This window comes from Pseudomonas sp. LS-2 (assembly GCF_003605735.1).
GTDB lineage: Bacteria > Pseudomonadota > Gammaproteobacteria > Pseudomonadales > Pseudomonadaceae > Aquipseudomonas.
The window spans coordinates 357,765-378,216 of record NZ_QXTJ01000003.1 but is presented as its reverse complement, the minus strand read 5'-3'; the positions used below and the strand labels follow the sequence as shown (position 1 = coordinate 378,216).

The following is a 20,452-nucleotide window of genomic DNA, read 5'->3' as shown; positions in this document are numbered from 1 at the left end:
TTCCCCATGTGAGAGTAGGTCATCGTCAAGATTAAATTCCGAAACCCCATTTGCGAAAGCAGATGGGGTTTTGTTTTAAGTGAAAGTCATCAATTTTCGCTGACACGTTACCTGTAACGGATCGGCCACAGAATTTCTTGACGACCATAGAGTGCTGGAACCACCTGATCCCATCCCGAACTCAGCAGTGAAACGGTGCATCGCCGATGGTAGTGTGGGGTTTCCCCATGTGAGAGTAGGTCATCGTCAAGATTGAATTCCGAAACCCCTGTCTGCTAACGCAGACAGGGGTTTTGTGCATATGAGCCTTCAGAAGTCGGGCACAAAAAAGCCAGCCCCGTCTCCGGCGGCTGGCTTTGATAGCGTGTCTGGCCTTAGAACTGGTAGCTCAACGTCGCGCTGATGTTTCGCTCTTCACCCATATAGCAGAAATTCAGACTGGCACATGAAGCGACGTAAGATTCGTTGGTAAGGTTGTTGGCATTGAGCCTGACATCCACACCTTTCAACCCCAGTTTACCCAAGTCATAGCCCATTGAAGCGTCCCACAGCGTGTACGACGGCACCTTCGCCGTGTTCTCTGAATCGACCCAGCTCGATCCTACGTAGCGCAAGCCTGTACCCAGGCGCAGCCCATCCAGCGCACCGCTGTTGAATTTGTAGTCACCCCAGACCGATGCCATGTGCTTCGGAGCCTGAGTCGGCGAATGACCTTTATTGTCCACATTACTTACGGTGCTGGGCATCGACTTCGAATAGTCAATGTCCGTCAGTGTGTAGCTACCCAGTACCTTGAAATTGTCGGTCAACTGCATGTGCGCTTCGAGTTCGAGACCTTGGGAGCGTACAGCGCCGATCGGGCGGTAGAAGTTTTCCTGCGGTAGCTTGGTTGCAAGATTTTCCTGATCGATACGGAATACCGAAGCCGTGAACAGGTTGTCAGTGCCAGGAGGCTGATACTTGATTCCTGCTTCCCATTGTTTGCCATCGGTAGGCGCCAAGGGGTTACCGGCGCTGTCGGAGTAGGAGTTAGGGTTGAATGACTCCGAATAGCTGAGATACGGCGCAATACCGTTGTCGAACAGATACAACACACCAGCGCGGCCCGTGGTCTTGGTGCGCTTGTCGTTGATCTCAGTCCCTTCTGGGCGACCGACCTCTGCGATCCGATTCTCATCCGACGTCTCCACCCAGTCATGCCGCAGGCCGAGCGAAAAGCGCCATTTGTCCCACTCGATCAGATCCTGTGCATACACCCCGGTTTGTTCCAGACGCCGCAGATAACTGGTGGGGTCGTAGTAGGTGATCTCCGAGTTGCCATAGACCGGATTGAACGCGTTGATTGGCGCCAGTGAGCCACTCTGCCAGTCGACTACCGTCTTGCGTCGCTGATAGTCAGCACCGAATAATGCGGTGTGCTTGACCGAGCCGGTATAGAAATCCGCTTGCAGCATGTTGTCGATGATGTACGAATGCAGATGCTCATTGGCACCCGAGTAATAGCGGTTCAGCTCGTTGCTGGTGGGGGTTGTCCAGCCATAGCTGTAGACCTGATCCAGACTCACTTTAGAGTCCAGATAGCGAAAGTTCTGCCGCGCAGTCAAGACATCGTTGAAACGATGCTCGAACTGATAGCCAAAGGATTGTTGATCGCGGCTGTAGCCGTCAACACCCGGCTCCCCTTCAAAGAAGTGTTCGGAAATGCGCTGGCCGTTGCGTTGGTGCAGGACCCCGTCCGCCGGATTACCCCCGTGATAGCCGCCGTCTGGATCGTGTTGCAGATAGGCCTGCAGCGTCAGCGACGTGTCTTCGGTGAAATCGATGCTCAGGGTTGGAGCCAGAGCGTAGCGTTTCTCCTCGGCATGATCGAATTGCGTGTCGGATTTGTCAGTCAGTCCGACCAGGCGATATGCAATGCGCTTGTCGTCATCCACCGGGCCGCTGAAGTCAAAACCCACACCACGTTGATTGTTGGACCCGACCGTTGCCTGAATCTGGTGATACGGCTCATACAGCGGTTTCTTGCTGGTCAGTGCGACCAGCCCTCCGGGCGAGCTGCGACCATACAGGACAGAAGACGGACCCTTGAGGATATCGACGCGTTCGAGAAAGTAGGGGTCGACCTGCATCGTGCTGTACGTGCCGCTGTCTCCCATGGACTTCAAGCCGTCGAGGTAGATGTTGTCTACAGAGCCGTCGTTGAAGCCGCGCATCGCCACGTAGTCGTAACGGTGAGTCGCACCATAGGGGTTGGTCAGCACGCCGGGGGTATAACGCATGGCCTGAGCTACGGTTTGCGAGCCTTGGTCATCCATCTGCTCGCGAGTGACCACTGACACCGATTGTGAGGTTTCCAGCAACGGCGTACTGGTCTTGGTTGCGATCTGGCTGTGGGTTGCGTTATAGCCCTCCATGCTTCCTAACGCGTTACCCAAGGCGAAGCCGCGCACATCGGTACTCGGCAGCGACATTGCCTCCCCATCGGCCTTACGCAGCACATAGCCGGCGCCGTCTTGGCTGACCGCTTGCAGGCCGCTGCCACCCAGGAGGATCGTCAGCGCATGGTCCGTCGAGTAATTGCCTTGGAGCCCCGGCGAGCGAAAGCCTGATGTCTGTTCAGGCGTAGCAGATAACGTGATGCCGGCCTGGCGCGCGAACTGGTTCAGCGAGTCGCCCAACGGCCCCTCGGGGATTGAATAATTGCGCAACGGGTTGATGACCACTGCGGCTTCTTGCGCCAATGCCTGTAGCGGCAACGCGCAGGTGGCCAGCGTTGTGGAGATCAGCGCGGCGCGAATGGCGGCGCCCAACAGAGATGGCGTTACGGCGTCGGAAGCAAGATAAAACTCATTGCCAGTTTGAGGCTGCGGTGTACGTTGAAGCCGGGTCATTGCGGGATTCCGTCGAGGTCATGGAGAGGAGGGGGTACTGCTCTCTAAGCCGGACTGGTGAGCGAAACCCGCCAAACATGTTTCGTCGTCATACGTTGCGCTGCAGCGTGACCCACCATCGAGTTCGGTATTTGAGCTGCACTGGCAGTGTTTGCGGCAGGATCGCCAGCAGCTTGTCTGTGTCTTCCAGGCGGAATACTCCTGACAGACGTAACCCTGCGATGTCTTGCGCACAGCCCAGATAGCCATGTCGATATCGCGACACTTCGGCGAGAAAGTCGCCGAGACGCATGTTGCGCGTGACGATCAGGCCGTCCGCCCAGGCGCCCGGCTCCATATCCAGCTCCGGCATAATCTCTGCGCGCTGCTGAGTTACCCGGTAGCTCTGTCCTGCCTGAGCCATGATGGACGAGGCTCCCGGCGAACGGATCAAGACTCGGCCGTCAGTGACGCTGAGCCGAGTGTGACCATGTTCCTGACGTACCACGAAGCGCCCGGACAGGCCCTCGAACATCCCGTGCGAGCAACTGACCAGAAGCGGCCGTGGAGTCGGGCTTTGAGCGTCGGGCCCGCAAGTGACGAGAATCTCGCCTTTTCTCAGCTTTATCAGCCGCTGTAGCGCAGAGAAATCCTGGCTTACAGCCGTGTCGGTGTTCAATCGCAGACGCGTGCCGTCGGTCAGTGCGAAGCCGCTGTGCTGACCGACGTTGGTGGCAAAGTCGGCACTCCATTGCTGCCACGGCAATACGTCACGCGCCACCCATGCGCTGGAGCCCATCACCAGCACACCCGACAACAGTTTCAACGCCTGTCTGCGGTCGAGTCGTTGCGCACTGGTTTCCAGAGCATCGAAGGCAGCGCTGCCTGCGGGCAACGCCTGAAAGCGATCATTCAGATCAGTGTTAAGCGACAGTACTCGCTGCCATGCACACTCATGATCGGGATGTGCCGCACGCCATTGTTCGCAACGCTGTAGCACACGTGCACTCGCGGTTGGATTGTTCAGTCGCATCAGCCATTCGATTGCTTGCCGGACGACGGCGGGGGAAGGTTGGCGGCGCTCCAGCACCAATGACTGACTCATGTTTCCAACGCTCATGCTTCATACCGCAGCAGATAACAGTGATACAGCGCGTCGGCGACGTAGCGTTCCACCGAGCGCACCGAGATCCCCATCCGTTCGGCGATCTGTTTGTGTGTCAGACCTTCGCACTGAGCCATCAGGAACGCGCGACGCACCCGGGGTCTGAGACCGTCAAGCATCCTGGCAATGCTTTCCAGCAACTCAAACACCAGCTCGCGGGATTCCGGCGATGGCGCTTGCTGAGCGGGTAGGTGAGCCAGTGCTTCGAGATAGGCGCGTTCCAGTTCCTCACGACGCCAGTGATCGATGACCAGACCGCGTGCCACGGTACGCAGGAATGCTCTTGGTGCCTTGAGCTCCAGCACTTCGTTGCGATGGAGCAAACGTACGAAGGTGTCCTGCGCCAGATCAGCGGCATCGGCAGCATTGCCCAGCTTGCTGCGCAGCCAGCCGTTGAGCCATCCGTGATGATCGCTGTAGAGAACTCGCAGCGTTGCGTTGAAAGAAGGCATTGAAACGCGCCATCCCAGCGCCGCTCAAATGATAATTAGTCGCATTGTGTTGAGCCTCGTCTTAATTTGCAACTGTCGATACGAACGACGAAGCCCGCCCAGTTCGAAGCCGGGCGGGCTAGAGGCACATACGCCGCGTATCAACCGAACAGTTTCTGCACGTTATTCATCGCGTCATCGGCAAAGCTCTGAAGGAAATTGCGGAATTCCTCGGCGCTTGCAGGGTTCTCTTCCGCGGCCTCGGCGATGATGGTCCAGGTGGCTTCGCAACAGTGTTTCCCCGTGGGCAAAACCGTCATCGAAGCCCACAGATTGCGAATGCCAAGGTTGTTCTGAATCGTCGTCCAGGTCATGGAAAATGCGCTGTCGTCACGCGAATTGAGTTGCTCCACCACCACATACCCGCCTTCTTTGAACTTCTTGTGCCGCACCGCGCCGACGCCGCAACCAATCACCTCAATGCTGGCCAGTGCCGGGATGAATTTCGCGAAGCCGCCGAAATCACCGACGACCTCCCACACCTCGGGTGCTCCGGCGGCAACCTGCACCGATGCCACTACGGGCGTACCGATCGGGTTGCTGATCAGCGTATCGGGCTTGAGCCGGTCAATTTTGTTGATTGAGTTCATGTCCTTCTCCATTACGTTGGTGAGTGTTGCGTTTGGGGTGAGTCAGATGAAGTCGATTTCTTTCAGGTAATCGCAGCCCTTACGAAGCAGCGCCGGGGTTTTCTGCGGGTAGCGTTCGCCCATGCGTTGCACGCCGGCCAGCGCGTTCTGGTACGCGATCATCGAGATGTCGCCGATGTCTTCTTCGAAGCCGTCCAGATAAAAACCCAGCACGCCGAACAGCGCGTTCTGGCTATCGACGCGATTGAGCTGCGTCTGCCAGTGCGCGACGCTGACCATCTCGAACTCGCGCCCTGCCTGGCGAAAGGCATCGACATAGCTGCTCCAGCTCAAAGGCTCGGGGTTGTGCAGGTTGAAGACCGCCCGGGAGGGCTGATAGCGGCTGCTGTGGAAGCCAATGAAGCGCGCGAGAAAATCCACCGGCATCAAGTCGAAGGTCATCGAGAAATCGGGGACCTGGCCCAGTTGCATCGAGCCCTTGAGCATCAGCATCAGGCGATTCTTGTGCGGCTGGCAGACCCCGGTGACGCTACTGAAGGCGATGTTGCCGGGACGATAGATGTTGACCCACGCGCCCTGCTCGCGGGCCTGCTGCAAGATGCGCTCGGCGACCCATTTGGACAGGTTGTAGCCGTTCTTGATGTAGATCGGCGGCGTCTCGGCGGCAGGTGCTTCCAGAACGCTGCCATTGCTGTCGACAGCGCTGGAGGCCGATAGCGTCGAGACAAAGTTGAACACCTTCTTGCTCCGCCCTTCGCACAACTTGAGACATTCGAAGATCGGTGCGACGTTGTCCCTGGCGAGGGTCTCGTAGTCCTGTACGTGATTGACGTTGGCTGCGTTATGCACCAAAGCGCCAAACTCGCGATCCAGTCGCTCATACAGCTCGTCGTTTAAACCCAACTGCGGCTGAGTGACGTCGGCGGCGTAGACCCGTACACGGCTCAGATCCAGATGCTCCAGGCGGTTTTCTCGCAAAGCGTCGACGAAGCGATCCCGAGCCGTCTGGCCGCTGCCTTCGCGCACCAGACATGCCACTTCGGTGGCACCCCATGCCAGCAAAGCCTCTACGATGTGTACGCCAAGAAAGCCGTTGGCACCGGTGACGATGACCTTGTGAACATCCCCCAGTTTTTCGACGGGCAGAACAGGCAGATCGAGAGTGGTGCTGGCGTCCTTGATCGCTTGCGGGCTGACTGTCCAGGCCGAAGAACCATTACTGTCGATAAGCGACGCAAGATTGATCAGCGTCGGTGCTTCGATGAAGCGGTTGATAGGAATGCTGCGCCCGAATTGCTCGCGAATGCCCAGCAGCATCTGCGACAGCAGAATCGAATGACCACCGAGATTGAAGAAGCTTTCGTCGGTAGAAATATCGCCCGGCGGCAGTTCCAGAAGCTCAGCCCACAAGGTTCGCAGTTGGCGCTCTTGGTCCGTTTGCGGCTCTCGGCGCGGCGCCTGCTCTATCAGGTTCACCGGTAACTGCAGCAGGGCTTTGCGATCGACCTTGCCGTTGCCCGCAAAGGGCATTTTTGCAAGTTCGGTGTAAGCCGCCGGGCGCATGTAGTCGGGCAGCAAGCCTTCGACATGGGCCTTGACAAGACGCCGCGCCGCATCGGGTTCGATGCCGTGTGGCTGAGCGAGAAACGCCAGAATTCGGCGCTGATCGTCGATCACCACGGCGACTTGCCGATACAACTGGGAGTCACGCAGACAATGCTCAATCTCTTCGGGCTCGACCCTGAACCCCCGGATTTTCACCTGATTGTCGCGACGTCCCGACAGCTCGACGCCTTCGTCGGTCCACTTGCCGATATCGCCCGTGCGGTAGGCGCGCAGGCTTTCTCCGTCCCCCAATGGGACCTGCACATAGCGTTCATCGGTCAGCGTTGGATTATCGATGTAACCCAGGCACACCCCCGGCCCGACGATGTACAACTCGCCGGGTGTCTGTTCGGCCACCGGTTGCAGCTGATCGTCGAGAATCAGCAACTGACTGTTGGCGATAGGGCGGCCGAGGTTGCGATTGCTACTGCCCGGCCGGAACAGTCCTGCGGTGATCAGCACCGTGGCCTCGGTTGGACCGTACAGATTGTGAAACTGGCACTGCCCTGCCAGACGCTCGATGACATAAGGCTCGCAGACGTCACCGCCCGTGCAAAGGTGTTCGAGCTTGAGCGGCCGCTCCATCGGCAGAATGCTCAGTAACGCAGGTGGCAGAAACGCATGAGTCATTTCCTGATCCAGCAATTCCATCAACTGCAGTGGATCTCGATGCTGGTCCTCGCTGGCCACCACCAGCTCGGCGCCGCTGAGCAAGGTCGGGAAGATGTCGATTACGGAGGAGTCGAAACTCAGGGTGGAGAACTGCAGCACCCGACTGCGCTCGCGAAGCCCGACGTACTCGGCGTACCAGGCGGTGAAGTGGCTCAGGTTGCGCTGGCTGAGCATCACGCCTTTCGGGTGGCCCGTGGTGCCCGAGGTGTACAGCGCCATGCAAGGTGCATCGATATCCGGGCGGCGGTTCATCAGAGGCTGCGCGCTGGGCGGGATGTCTATGCTGGTGATGTCCAGCCCTGGCACGCTCTGCCCCGCCAGGGGATGCAGCCCGTCGTGCAGGAGCAGCACGGCTCCGGCGTTTTCCAGAATGTACTGCTGACGTTGCAGCGGTTGGCTGGGGTCAAGCGGCAGATAGACCGCCCCGTAGCCCAGGATCGCCAGGATCCCCGCGAACAGTGCGGCGGATTTCGGCAGGCAGATGCCGACGACCACCGGCGCGTCAGCGCAGTGCCCCAGCCGAGAACGCATGTGTGCCTGAATCGCCACGCTGTGTTCGCGAAGGGCGTCATAACTGATGCGCTGCCCTTGGATCTCCAACGCACACCGATCAGCGAAAGTCGTGAGACTTTGGTCCAGGCGGGCCACCAAAGGCTGCTGCGCGATGCTCAGCAGATGCGGTTGCGCGGTGCGGTTGAAGCGGTGCTCGAAGGCCAACCGATCCAGCTTGTGCAGACCCTCCTGCCATTCGCTTTGCGGTGGTTCGACGGCCGGGCAGTTACAGAAGAATTCGCCGTCTCGCGAGAAACGGCTTACCAGTATCGCGACGTTTTCGACCAAATCGGCCACTGCGGCATCACGCAGCATGCGCCCATTGCCAGATAGTTCCTCAGGGGCAGTCTTGCGAAGGACCAGCCGTTGCGCAGTCGCGCTGCCATACCAGCACAGCAACTCAAGCCGAGGAAGGCTTTGCGCCAGGTGCGGCGTCAGCCCGACTCGCAGACCCAGATGCACGCCCGTCTTGAATATCGCAAGGCGCGTGCAGCTCAACTCCAGCGTACCGTCCTCGATCAACAGTGCTGCGCCGCTGATTGAGCTGCTTTCCAGAGCGCAGGGGTCTGGTAACCGGTGAATCAGATGCCCGTGGGCATCCAGTTCCACGCTGAGTTCGCTCAGGGCCCGACTGTAGCCGATGAGCACGATCTCCAGGCGCTTCATTGCCCGCCTCCTGCCGGCAAATAGTCGGCGAGGGCGTGTTGTACACAGGCAGAGTCGAGCATCGAACTGGTTCTGAAGAACCGGACGATATTGCCGACCAGTGGGTGGTGGCGATTGATCGGGAAACACATCGCCTGCGATTCATCCCTAAGGGCCTGCTTGATTGAGTCAGTGACTGCCAAGTGGCCAATCAATCCGAAATCGAAGCCCCGCTGGATGTCATTGGTCAAATATTGCGCAATGAACACCGGCATGATTCGGGCGATGGTTTGCCGGTCTTCTTCAGGCGCGGCATGCCAGTAGATGCGTACCAGCCGTGCCCAGAATCCCGAGTGCCTTCCCTCGTCGAGGAGGTGATCGGCCATCAATCCCTTGATAGACTGTTTGACCGAATCGTCCTTGGCGAAGGCGGCCACGTCGTTGGTGACGGTGTTCTCGGCGATCGCCACACAGATCAGCTCAACTGCGCTGCGCAGATGATCGGGTGCCAGCGCGAGGGCCGCAGGAATTGCCCGGCTCAACTCTATTTCCGATGGCAGTTGAATGGGTTGAATGCCCGTAAGTGCGATGGTCTGCTGCATGAAATCCATGGCCACCAACGCGTGGTAATCCTCATCGACCACTACCGTCATGGCGTCGTAGCGACAGGCGAAAGGGAAGCGGATCGAGAAGTTGTCCTTGGCGATGCTGCGGGCGGTCTTGTCTACGATTTCGGTCTCGAAGATCACCACGTCATTGATGAACTTGTACAGGCTCTGGATCAGCGCGAAGTCACGCAGGTGTGGGCACTCGCGGGTGAATGTCTGGCTCAGGACCAGCGGCTGGCGGCTCAATGGGTAGATGAGTTTTTCATCGTTCTCGACGATGCGGCGAGGGCGGGTGCGGATCGTGGCGCGGCCTTCCCAGGCGTCGACGAAGGATAGGTAGTCTTCGGCTTTCATGATGTCTTCCTTGTGCGATGGGTGAGGGCGTTCGGCAGGCGGTTCATGCACTGACCTCCAGCGCTGGCTCACGCATGCTCACGCGCAACGCATCCCAAAGCGCGATGCGGCTTTCCACGGCGGCAATGGCGGCGTCGTAGACTTCACGCTCTCGTTGCTCATCGTTGTCGACCAGGCGGGCCAGCAATGACTCGGCGGCGGGACCGTGGTCTTCCGAGTCCACCTCGATGTGGCGTTCCAGGTAGTACCGGAACGTTGGCGCCTCTTGGGCCGTGATGCCCCAGTCGTCGAGGATGCGTTGGAACATCTGCGGGATGACACTTTCCCGGCCATGGAGAAACGCAGCGGCAACGCTGTGAGCGGGGGCGTTGATCGCGGTGTTCAACGTATCTCTGACGAAACGGGAGGCCGCCTTGTCTGCGTCGACGCGCTCCAGCGCGGTTTCGTAATGGAGCCCTTCTGTCTGCAGTTTGACGAAGCGCTCGACCCGAGCCGTGCAGGCGCCGACTTCACGCATCGCGTCCAGATAAAGCTCGAAATGGCTGTAATGACCCTGATTCAGATGGTCGTCCGACTCTTCACCCAATACGATTTCGTTGATCAGCCGCGCCGCTTTCGGGTCCTTGGGCGGCAACCAGGGCAATTGGGTGCAGGTCAGTTCCTGCTGGAGCCGCTTGGTCAATGACATGAAGTCCCAAACCGCGAACACGTGGGCCTCCATAAACCGTCGAAGCACATCCAGTGAGTCAATCTCCGCGAATATCGGGTGTGCGCTTAGTTCAGATTTCTTGCGGTTCAATAGTTGCTTTTGAGTGTTCATGATGACGTCCTTGAATGTTGAATATGTTCCGTCGCTTATGCACGTTGCGGATGAATCATTGCCAGACGCTAGAGGTCTGTTAGTTGCACGTCTGTCACAGGCCAACTTAACGAGAGGCGAGCAAGTGCTGCGAAAGAAACTTCGTGAAATGGTCACAAGCATGATCAGCCGGTGCTGCTGCACCTTGGCGTCGCGGGTTCGATAAGCCCTAAAGTTTGTGAAAGCTTTCGGCCAAAGTCGTGGCGACGTGAAAACGGTAAAGCACTTTTTAATAGCGGTGCAAATACTTTTTAATATTTTTAATTGCTTATAAAAACAACGCGTAAGACGGGCTTATAAAACGTGGGCTGTCAGTTTTATTGGGGCGAGCGCAACCCTTCCAACTGATTAAAGTCAGAATTGATAACAATGAACGAATGCCTCGTCCAGCATTGCGCGTTAACTGAATAATCGTTTTAAAGGATTTTTCCTGTGGGCGACGTTGATGGGCATCCCTCATGACGTCTCCGCCCTTCGCACTGCTCCTTTCGTTGCTCCATGAAACTGCGTTTGCTGAACCGACTGCAGGCGAGTTCGTGCCCTGAGTTTGCCTGAACACAGCAATACGCTGCGCTAACCCAGGCAGAATTCACGATAGATGAGCGAGGGACAGGACTTGTTGTTTGGATCGCCAGGTCAGTGACGGCAGGCAGGATGGGCTGGGGTGAGTGTCAGACGCTCAACAGACCTAGGTGGGTATTGATGATGTGCAGCAGACGATTGCGCTGCGATTGGGGGAAAAAATGGTTGCCGCATACCTCGATCAATTCGAATTCACGCCGGGTGAATTCTCGCCAGTTCATCATGCTCGCCGCAGTATCGAGAGGGTCGTCGCTGCCGTAGAGCGCGGTCAGAGGAGTGTTCAAACCTTCGTCAGGGCAATGTGACCACAGCTCCGAAAGTTTCAGGTCGCTGCGCATCACCGGTTCCAGCAGGCGCATCAGTTTTTTGTCGTGAAGCAGTGATTCAGGCGCAGCGCCGAGCTTGATCAATGCCTGAATGAAGTCATCCTTGGGTAGCGTGTGCAGATAGGGGGTCGGTTGCTGACTGTCGGGGCTACGGCAGCCGGAAATGAAAAGGTGCCGGGTCATGTCCGGATACTGTGCCTGCGCCAGCCGCGCCATCTCATAGGCCAGGCGACCACCGAAACTGTGACCGTAGAAGGCATGCGGCTCGCTCAGGTAGGGGCGTAGGGCGAGAAACGTGTGTTCGAGCAGCGGCGCCCATCGATCGTAAGGCGTTTCCTTGAGGCGGCTGCCGTGGCCTGGCAAGCGCAGCGTCACCAACTCGATGTGGTCCGCCAGACCTTTGGACCAGTCGCGAAACTGTTCCGGATCGCCGCCCGCGTGGGGGAAGCAGATCAAGCGGACTCTAATGGGTTGCCCGGAATTGACGACCATCAGCCATTTGTTTTTCTCGGCGTACACTCAGGTTTCCCCAAGCCTGCCGCAGCAGGCCATTCACAGCCGTGGGGCCGGGTCCATCGGCGCAGGCCCCGCAGTCTGGGGGCTCATCGAACCCCATGCCTCATCCGGTGCTTGCTGCAACCGCAGGCAGGGGCGCTAAATGCTGGAGCGCGAACAGTCGCCGTTCACGCTCGTCGAACCCTCATCGGGCGAGGGCGCGCTTCCTTGAAGCCGAGGCGGGTCTGGCGACTTCCGCGGGACGGCTGATGAGATATTTGTTGATCGCCTCGACGCCACGATTCAAGTGGTGGACGAGGGCGTTGATGGTCGGTTCGACCGCACCGGCCTCAGCCATCTGCAACAACTCCAGATGGTCGTGCTGAGACAACTTGCCCAATCCCATGGACTTGAGGTTGAACCGCAAGAAGCGCTCCTCCTCGTTCAGACCCTCTTCAACCAGCTTGAGCAAGCGTTTGTTCGGCGCCCGCGAGTAGAGGGTCATGTGAAAGAGGCGATTGAGCGTGCCCATTTTCGCGTAATCGGTCTCGCTTTCGAGTTGATCGATGTAACTGCGAGCCAGGTTGATGTCGTCAGGCGTGAGCAAGGGAATCGACTGGCGCAGGGCTTCGGACTCCAGCAGGCTGCGCAAGGCATAGGCATCGGTGGCGTCTTCATTGATCAGCGGCGCTACGACAGCGCCTTTGTGGGTCTCGACGCGCAGCAATCCCTGGGCTTCCAACTGGCGCAAGGCTTCACGCACAGGCATGCGACTGACACCAAACAGCGTCGCCAACTCTTGTTGGCGCAATGCAATGCCAGAGGGAAGACGGCCATCGAGAATCGCGGCACGGAGTTTTTCCTCGATGACGGCACGCGCCAAATGCGCAGGAGGCTGCTCGTCTCCCAGAATTTCCCGCAGAAATTGTTCTTTCTCAGTCCTGCGCATCGATACTTCTTCTCAAATGATCAAATATTGGATCCAACGGAACACTAGAAGCCACGCCGAGCCTTGTCAAACTTTGTAACGTCTCCAAGCCGGGTGCGGTGGACAGCATTCTACAAGGCTTTAAAGCGTCCATGCGCGTGCGTTGTTCTATCCTTTGAGCGATACGGGGCGTCGGAAAACGGTCGCCTGCGCGTGGCATTTCGACACCCCCATGGACAGACAATCGAAGTGATTGAATTGCCAGCCAATAATCGCCATATGCCATTATTCTCCCCGGTTGGAGGCTCGTCAGCGAGTACCTCTGGTCGATCCCATGGACTGAGAGCAGTGGCGAACCGTTCCGCACTTGGCCGGCTTGCTCGCACTCTTTGTCAGATACTCCTGACGGGCATTGTGCTGGCCGGTCTCGCGTACGCTGATTGGGACTTTTCGCTGATCACCCGGCGTGCCTCTGCATTGTATGGGGCGTCGGAGGAAGGCCGACAACGGGTCGACGCTTGGAGATCCATGCTCAACGAACGCAAACCGAACAACGATCTCGACTTGCTGCAACGGGTCAATGATTTCTTCAACCGCGAGCTGCGCTATGTCGAAGATGCCGAGTTATGGGACATGGATGATTACTGGGCTTCCCCGGTCCAGTCGCTGTGGCAGGGGGCGGGGGATTGTGAGGACTTTGCCATCGCCAAGTATTTCAGCCTGCGTGAACGCGGCATGCCGGCCGAAAAATTGCTGATCACTTACGTCAAGGTGCTCAACCCGGAACGTGCGCACATGGTGCTCACCTATTATCCGGATGCCGAGGGCGAACCCTTGGTGCTCGACAGCCTGATTGACACCATCGAGCCTGCCGACGGGCGACGGGACCTGCTGCCGGTTTATGCGTTCAACGGTGAGGGGGTCTGGCTGCCGGATGCCTCGGACAGCGTCATCGGTAATAACAGCATGGCGGGGGATATCAAACAGCTGTCCCGCTGGCAGGAAGTGTTGAGAAAAATGAAAGCCGAGGGTTTCCCGGTGGAAGGCAACGCGCCCTGACCCTTCCTACAGAACAAGGACTCGCCCATGACCCTGTTCAAACAGCTGTTGATCGCCATCTGCCTGTTCATGATTGTCGCGTTCAGCGGCGGTTTCATGGTCAGCCTGGAGAGTTCGCGCAATCAGTACGTCAATCAGCTGCGCGCTCACGCTCAGGATGCCGCGACGGCGCTGGCGCTTTCCTTGAAACCTGCGGTGGACGATCCAACGATGATGGAGCTTGTGGTCAGCTCGATTTTCGACAGTGGTTATTACGCGCGGATCCGCATCGTGAATCCGTTGACCGGCAAGGTTATTGTCGAGCGCAACGCCACGCCCGTCGCCACCGCACCGGACTGGTTCATCAAGCTCATCGCGCTGGAGCCGGCAGGCGCTAGCGCCATCGTCAGTCGCGGTTGGCGACCGGCGGCCAAGGTCGAGGTGGTCAGCCATCCAATGTTCGCCATCGGCAAGCTCTGGCAGGGGGCGCTGGGTAATCTGGGCTGGCTGCTGTTGTGTGGGGCGATCAGCTTTTTGCTGGGGGCGTGGTTGTTGCGGCGCCAGCTCAGACCCTTGGATTACCTTGTCGAGCAATCCCAGGCCATTGGCCGCCGTGAATTTCTGAATGTGCAGAGTTTGCCCGCCACGCCGGAACTGCGACGCGTCGTGCAAGCGATGAACCAAATGGTCGACAAGCTAAAGGCACTGTTTCAGGAGCAGGCGGAGCGTACCGAAAAACTGCGCATCGAATGCTATGGGGACAGCCTGACTGGCTTGGCGAACCGTCGCTATTTCGATATGCGCCTGAATGAGCATGTCAGTCAGGGGGAGGACGCCTCGTCGGGTTATCTGCTGTTGATGCGAGTCAACGATCTAAGCGGCATAAACGAACGCCTGGGCGGGCAGAAGGCCGACGCTTTGCTGGTCGCAGTCAGTGATGTGCTGGTGCGCCAGTGTTTCAATCATGTCGAAGCCCGGCACCTGATCAGCCGTATTCGCGGCGGCGAGTTCGCCGTGCTGGCGCCGGGGCTGGTCAAGGAAGAAGCGCTGCAACTGGCCCACGAGCTTGAAACGGCGCTGAGCAGTTTGCGCGACACTGGCGCGTCGGATGTCAGCCCGCCGGCATTCATCGGCCTTGCACCCTACAGCCCTGGAGACTCGGCTCAGACATTATTGGGGCTGGCGGATCAGGCACTGTCGCAGGCTGAAACCCAGACCGAGCAGATCTGGCATTGCATAGAGCACAGCGCGGTAGCCAGTCTGGAGGATGATCATCACGCCTGGTACGAATTGCTCGATCAGGCATTGATCGAGCGCCGGTTCCAGCTCTTCTTTCAGCCGGTGATGGATGCCAGCGATTTGAGTCGCGTGCTGCATTTCAAGGTGTTATCGCGGGTGATCGATGACGACTCGCAAACGCTGCCCGCAGGGCGGTTCCTGCCATGGATCGAGCGCTTTGGCTGGTCGGCGCGGCACGATCTGGTCATGCTGGAAACGGTTTTCGAGCAGCTTCCCCGACATGATCAGAAGCTGGCGCTGAATCTATCGGCAGCGACGTTTTCCGAGGGAGGCACGCTGAACGAGGCGATGGAATTGTTGAAGCGCCACGCGCACCTGGCGCCAAGGCTGATTCTGGAAATCGGCGAGGAGCAGGTGCCGGATCAGCAGACGCTTGAGGACCTGACTCGTCGTCTCAAGGACTTGGGATATCTGCTGGCCCTGCAACATTTTGGCGGGCGCTTCAGCATGATCGGCAATTTGTCGAGTCTGGGATTGGCATACCTGAAGATCGAAGGCAGTTACATCCGCGACATTGATCATGGGCACCATAAGCGCCTGTTCATCGAGGCCATCCAGCGCGCAGCACACAGCATTGATCTGCCGCTGATCGCCGAGCGAGTGGAGACCCAAGGGGAGTTCGAGGTGCTGCGGGAGATGGGAATCGAGGGTGTTCAGGGGCAGTTGTTGGGTGACCCGGCACCTTGGGAGTGAGGTCAATCAATCGAGTAACACTTCAGCCTGTGGGAGCCGACCTGCTGGCGAATGCGTTGGATCAGAGACATCTTTTCCGACTGATCCGCCGCATTCGCCACCGTCGTTACCTCCGGCAGCTCCCACAGGTGCAGCTGCGCGTTAGATATACCGCCCGGTCACGAAATGCTGCACATCGTTGAAGCCCGGCGTCGAGGCGTGGCCTGGGGTCACCAAAGAATCGATGAAGGCTTCGTCTTCGGCCGTGATCTTCACACTCAGCGCCTTGGTGTAGCTGTCCCATTGTTCTTCGGTGCGAGGTCCGACGATGGCGGACGTGACTGCCTGGTTGTTCAGCACCCAGGCAATGGCGAACTCCACCAGACCTACACCTTTGTCCTTGGTGAATGCCTGCAGTTTTTGCGCGATGTGCAGCGACTCCTGGCGCCATTCGGTTTCCAGAATCCGCTTGTCCTGACGCCCCGCGCGGGTGCTGCTGTCAGGGGTGACATCGGGTGCGTATTTACCGCTCAGCACGCCACGGGCCAACGGGCTGTAAGGCACCACGCCCAAACCGTAGAACTTCGCTGCGGTGATCTGCTCCAGCTCCGCCTGACGGTTGACAATGTTGTACAGCGGCTGACTGATCACCGGCTTGTCGACGCCCAGACGCTGGGCGACGTTGACCACTTCGGCAATGCGCCAGCCACGGAAGTTGGACACGCCCCAGTAACGGATCTTGCCTTCGCGAATCAGATCGCCGATGGCTGAAACCGTCACTTCCAGCGGTGTGCTGTGATCTTCCTTGTGCAGGTAATGGATATCGATGTAATCGGTATCGAGGCGGCGCAGGCTGGACTCGATCTCGTTGAAAATGTGCTTGCGGTTCAGGCCGCTGGTGTTCGGCGCTGTATTGCCTGAACTGCTGCCGACCTTGGTGGCCAGCACCCACTCGCTACGGCGTCTGGCGATGGCTTCGCCGACGATTTCTTCGGAGCGGCCAGCGTTGTAGACGTTGGCCGTGTCGATGAAGTTGACCCCTTCATCCCAAGCCTTGTCGATGATGCGAAGTGATTCTTCGGTGCCGGTCTGGACCCCGAACATCATGGAACCCAGTGTCAGCGTAGAAACCTTGAGGCCGGATTGGCCAAGAACGCGGTAATTCATTGCTCGATATCCTTTTCGTCAGGAAAGTGGAAATCAGGACAGTCTGGGTCAGGCTTGCAAGAGGTCTCGTAAAGGCCTTTCAGACCGACAGCTCTAGGCCGGACATACTCGCCTGTTTGTGCCGGATTTGAAAAGTGACAATTTTGAACGCGCTACGCGCAAGAATTTTCCACGCGGTTCAGGCCTGGTGCTCAACGGCCTCAGGCAATCGCAGCAAAGGTGAGGCCCGTGGCATGTACTACTTGACGCATGGTTTTCAAGGTCGGGTTGCCGTCGGGTGAGAGTGAGCGTCGCAGGGTGTCGTGAGATATCCCCGTTTTTTTCGCGATGGCTTCTATACCTCCGCGAGCCTCGACGACATGTCTCAATGCGGATATGAACGCAGCCTCGCCGCCTTCCTCATCCAGCTCTTCAAAAGCAATACGAAGGTATTCGGCTGCGAACTCCGGGTCATTCCGGATCATTGCGATGACAGTTTCGTCATGATCACGTGATCGGGTCATGGCTTTCTCCGCTGGTAATCGCTCCAGCAATCAATGGCTCTACAGATATCTGTTCTCTGGGAATGCTTGTCGCCCCCCAGAAGCAGCAATATTAGCTGTTTGCCAGACTGGGCATAGTAAACCCGATACCCCGGTCCGTGATTGACTCTTAATTCCCAGACCCCGTTCCCGACGGGTTTGCAGTCACCCAGGGCTCCGTCGGCGACTCTGTTTATTCGCATGGTGATTCTGGCTTTGGCGGTTCGGTCTTTCAATCGCTCAAGCCATTGCTGATAGAGATCTGTCCCGTTAGCGGTCAGGTAATGTTTGACTTGATTCATGCGGGCAACTTTAGCGTCCGGCTACTTTGCAATCTGCCCGCAAAACCTGTTTTGAAAGGTAGGAAATCTCCGCGAAACCTGCCGCTATTAAACATCCAGCCGATATTTTCAAAAGCACCACACGCTTCCCCGTGAAAGCCTTGAGCCTGGCCATTGGACTGGCCGGCCTGGCGCCTGTCGGCAACGCGACGAAAGCCGATTGCCTTCTCTTGGCGCCATTGTCTGCGCCTGACACATTGCAATCGCGGAGAAGCGCGCCTGCAGGGAGTGGCGTTATTGTTGGTATCCCGGCAAACCCCAGTCTTCCAGCGGGAATTCCGCCAACGACCCCAGCATCAGATCAGCATGAGCGTATTGTTCGACCGGCATGTGCGAATCCGGCACCGCCACGGCATACATTCCGGCGGCCTTGGCGGCCGTTACGCCGAAGGGTGAATCCTCGAACACCAGACAGTCTTTCGGGTCCACGCCCAGTTTGCGCGCGGCCACCAGAAAGATGTCCGGTGCAGGCTTGGCGGCTGTCACTTCTTGATGGTCTGCGGTGACCACATGTTCGAACAGCTCGAACCACGATCGATGGCTGCTCGTCTTCACGGTGAAGTAATGCAACGATGAACTGGTGCCCACGGCAATCGGGATGTTGTGTTCGGCGAGGTGGCGAACCAGCGCCTCGGCGCCCTGCATCGGCTGGGCGTGAGGGAAACGATCATCGAGCATTGGCTGGCGAATGGTGAGGAACTCCTCGGCGGAGATCGGCAGCTCAAGGGCATTGATCACGTATTCGGCGAAGTCTTGCGAGCCACGTCCGATGGTGTGCTGCTTCACGGCCCAGTCGAACGTCTTGCCGTGGGTTTTGGCGATATCGTTGGTGACTTCGGTGTAGATGCCTTCTGTGTCCAGCAACAGGCCGTCCATGTCGAAAATCACTGCCTTGATAGGCCCCTTTGGCTTTTGCGCATTGCTCATCTTATCGATCCTGTCCGCAGGTTGGTGTCCAGCCTAACGCTTGTGCAAAGGCCATGGCTAGGCCGTCGCCGGGAGCAACGGCTGCAAAATGAGCTTCGCAGGTGCTAATCTCGCCGGGCTCTCGGCAGCGCAAGGTGCTGCTCGGCGCCTGTACTCCGGCGCCGAAACCCTTCAGGGGTCAGGGAAGACACGACCTCTCTTCAAGAACGGACATCTTCGAGTCGACACATGAAAAAATCAGTCAACATTGCCCTGGGCGTCGTCGTGGTTGCAGGCGCTCTCATTACCGCTGGCGCCTGGTACACGGGCAAGCGTCTGGAAGGGGTGCTCGGTGATGCCGTCCAGCAAGGCAATCAGCAGATTCAGGCGGCCTTCGTCGGTCATGAAGGCAGCGCGAGCGTCGAATTGCTGTCGCTGGATCGGCACTTCTTCACCAGCATCGCGCACTACAAATTCACTTTTCAGAACCCCAGATTCAACGACGGCCAGCCGGTCGAGCTGCTGTTTGTGGATAACATCGAGCACGGCCCGCTCCCTTGGACGCGTGTGAAGTCTTTGAAACTGGTGCCGGTCATGGCCGCCAGCAACATGACGCTCGAAAAGAACGCATTCTCCGAAAAATGGTTCGCGATGACCAACGGCCAGCCACCCTTGAACGGGCAATTCAGCATGGGTTACGACCGCGCCGCCTTGGGCCGGGTGGAGTTTCTACCGTTGCAGTTCGAGGATCAGAGCGGGTCGTTCAAGTTCTCGGGCTTCACGCTCAATGCCTCGGGCAATGCCAACGGCGAGAAGCTGGAAGCCAACGGTGTGCTTGGCAGCCTGGACGTCACCGCGATGTCCGAGGAGGGGCCGGTCAACGTTTCTCTCAGGGATCTGACCTTCAACACGGGCGGCACCAAAGGCCAGTCGGGCTTTTACCTGGGGCACACGGATGCCAGGGTCACTTCGGCCACCTTTCAGGCCGCCGGGCGTCCGCCCGTTCAGTTCAAGGACTTCGTCAACACCAGCCTGTTGCAGGAGGTCGAAGGCAAGCTGAACGCGCAGGTGACTTACGACATCGGCAACATCAGCTTCGACGGCAAAAATATCGGCTCCTCGCAGATGCTCTGGAAGTTCGCCAACTTCGACATCGACTCGACCAAGGCCTTGATGCAGATCTATCAGGACAAGATCCAGCCTCAAGCCCAGGCGGCTGCGGCCATGGGCGAGTCCTATACGCCACATCTTAGCCCGGCCGATCAGGCATTGGTGCAGGCTGAAGTCTCCAGGCTGCTGGCGGCCAAGCCACACATCGAGCTGGAGAAGCTGTCGCTGAAAACCGCCAGCGGCGAAAGCCACTTCAATCTGTCCATGGACCTCAGCAACCCGACTTCTCTCGACCAGCCCGGCGCAGCACTGCTCAAGCAACTGGTGACTCAACTGAACGCCAAGCTGGTGCTGTCCAAACCGATGATTCAGGATCTGGCGACGCTGCAAGCCACTTCGGCCGGTTTGAGCGATCCTGCAGCCATCGCCGAACAGGCCAAGGGTGCAGCAGAGTCCGTCGGGGGGTTGGCGATCATGTTGCAAGTGGGCAAGGTCGAAGGCGACAACATCGTTTCCACCCTGCATTACGCAGACGACGTGGTGGATTTCAATGGCGAGAAGATGAGCGCCCAGCAATTCGCCGCGGCAATGATGGGCAAGGTGGTGATGTTCAATCGCGGGTATTGAGCCTTTAGAGGGGGCGCCGCCGATTTCGG

16 protein-coding genes and 1 rRNA gene are annotated in these 20,452 nt (G+C 58.2%); 4 read left to right on the top strand and 13 right to left on the bottom strand.

From position 1 onward, the window contains the following. Window positions 1-136 precede the first annotated feature (136 nt). A 5S ribosomal RNA gene (rrf, locus tag D3M70_RS03670) occupies window positions 137-252 on the top strand. A 122-nt stretch (window positions 253-374) separates the two neighbouring features. On the opposite strand, the gene D3M70_RS03665 is transcribed toward rrf, so the two are convergent. The 9 genes from D3M70_RS03665 to D3M70_RS03625 all read right to left on the bottom strand — a co-directional run bounded on the left by D3M70_RS03665 (window position 375) and on the right by D3M70_RS03625 (window position 12,763). Then, complete coding sequence (locus tag D3M70_RS03665) at window positions 375-2,891, bottom strand: TonB-dependent siderophore receptor (protein WP_120124411.1); 2,517 nt, start codon at window positions 2,889-2,891, stop codon at window positions 375-377. Window positions 2,892-2,979: 88 nt separating this feature from the next. Continuing rightward, window positions 2,980-3,975 (bottom strand): FecR domain-containing protein, encoded by a 996-nt coding sequence (locus D3M70_RS03660; RefSeq protein WP_256659680.1) that lies wholly within the window; start codon window positions 3,973-3,975, stop codon window positions 2,980-2,982. Between the two features lie 11 nt (window positions 3,976-3,986). Further along, window positions 3,987-4,487 (bottom strand): sigma-70 family RNA polymerase sigma factor, encoded by a 501-nt coding sequence (locus D3M70_RS03655; RefSeq protein ID WP_120124408.1) that lies wholly within the window; start codon window positions 4,485-4,487, stop codon window positions 3,987-3,989. A 140-nt stretch (window positions 4,488-4,627) separates the two neighbouring features. Beyond that, window positions 4,628-5,128, bottom strand: coding sequence for an SRPBCC family protein (locus tag D3M70_RS03650; protein WP_375232912.1), 501 nt, complete (start codon window positions 5,126-5,128; stop codon window positions 4,628-4,630). Window positions 5,129-5,158: 30 nt separating this feature from the next. Then, window positions 5,159-8,611 carry a non-ribosomal peptide synthetase gene (locus tag D3M70_RS03645; protein ID WP_120124406.1) on the bottom strand — a complete coding sequence of 1,151 codons (3,453 nt, stop codon included), beginning with the start codon at window positions 8,609-8,611 and terminating at the stop codon, window positions 5,159-5,161. Continuing rightward, window positions 8,608-9,552 carry a diiron oxygenase gene (locus D3M70_RS03640; RefSeq protein WP_120124449.1) on the bottom strand — a complete coding sequence of 315 codons (945 nt, stop codon included), beginning with the start codon at window positions 9,550-9,552 and terminating at the stop codon, window positions 8,608-8,610. The genes D3M70_RS03645 and D3M70_RS03640 overlap by 4 nt, the downstream gene beginning before the upstream one ends. A 43-nt stretch (window positions 9,553-9,595) precedes the next feature. Beyond that, window positions 9,596-10,372, bottom strand: a complete 777-nt coding sequence (locus D3M70_RS03635; RefSeq protein ID WP_120124405.1) for a DUF3050 domain-containing protein — start codon at window positions 10,370-10,372, stop codon at window positions 9,596-9,598. Window positions 10,373-11,082: 710 nt separating this feature from the next. Then, window positions 11,083-11,838: a thioesterase II family protein gene (locus D3M70_RS03630; protein ID WP_120124403.1), complete on the bottom strand. Its 756-nt coding sequence runs from the start codon at window positions 11,836-11,838 to the stop codon at window positions 11,083-11,085. Window positions 11,839-12,019: 181 nt separating this feature from the next. Further along, a complete protein-coding gene (locus D3M70_RS03625; RefSeq protein ID WP_120124402.1) occupies window positions 12,020-12,763 on the bottom strand; it encodes a GntR family transcriptional regulator in 744 nt (247 codons plus the stop codon). A 327-nt stretch (window positions 12,764-13,090) separates the two neighbouring features. Here D3M70_RS03625 and D3M70_RS03620 point away from each other — a divergent pair, with 327 nt between their 5' ends. Together D3M70_RS03620 and lapD are read left to right on the top strand one after the other, a co-directional pair. Beyond that, window positions 13,091-13,801, top strand: coding sequence for a transglutaminase-like cysteine peptidase (locus D3M70_RS03620; RefSeq protein WP_256659685.1), 711 nt, complete (start codon window positions 13,091-13,093; stop codon window positions 13,799-13,801). A 27-nt stretch (window positions 13,802-13,828) separates the two neighbouring features. Next, window positions 13,829-15,772: a cyclic di-GMP receptor LapD gene (gene lapD / locus D3M70_RS03615; RefSeq protein WP_120124398.1), complete on the top strand. Its 1,944-nt coding sequence runs from the start codon at window positions 13,829-13,831 to the stop codon at window positions 15,770-15,772. A gap of 141 nt (window positions 15,773-15,913) precedes the next feature. Here the strand turns inward: lapD and D3M70_RS03610 are convergent, their stop codons facing one another. From D3M70_RS03610 to D3M70_RS03595, 4 genes are all read right to left on the bottom strand, one after another. Then, window positions 15,914-16,918, bottom strand: coding sequence for an aldo/keto reductase (locus D3M70_RS03610; RefSeq protein ID WP_120124397.1), 1,005 nt, complete (start codon window positions 16,916-16,918; stop codon window positions 15,914-15,916). Between the two features lie 200 nt (window positions 16,919-17,118). Next, a complete protein-coding gene (locus D3M70_RS03605; RefSeq protein WP_120124395.1) occupies window positions 17,119-17,421 on the bottom strand; it encodes a DNA-binding protein in 303 nt (100 codons plus the stop codon). Then, window positions 17,418-17,741, bottom strand: a complete 324-nt coding sequence (locus D3M70_RS03600; RefSeq protein ID WP_120124393.1) for a type II toxin-antitoxin system RelE/ParE family toxin — start codon at window positions 17,739-17,741, stop codon at window positions 17,418-17,420. Before D3M70_RS03600 ends, D3M70_RS03605 begins: the two co-directional genes overlap by 4 nt. Before the next feature lie 273 nt (window positions 17,742-18,014). Next, window positions 18,015-18,707, bottom strand: a complete 693-nt coding sequence (locus tag D3M70_RS03595; RefSeq protein WP_120124392.1) for an HAD-IA family hydrolase — start codon at window positions 18,705-18,707, stop codon at window positions 18,015-18,017. A 228-nt stretch (window positions 18,708-18,935) separates the two neighbouring features. On the opposite strand from D3M70_RS03595, the gene D3M70_RS03590 reads away from it, so the two are divergent. Next, window positions 18,936-20,423 carry a YdgA family protein gene (locus D3M70_RS03590; protein ID WP_120124390.1) on the top strand — a complete coding sequence of 496 codons (1,488 nt, stop codon included), beginning with the start codon at window positions 18,936-18,938 and terminating at the stop codon, window positions 20,421-20,423. The last annotated feature ends 29 nt before the right edge of the window (window positions 20,424-20,452 follow it).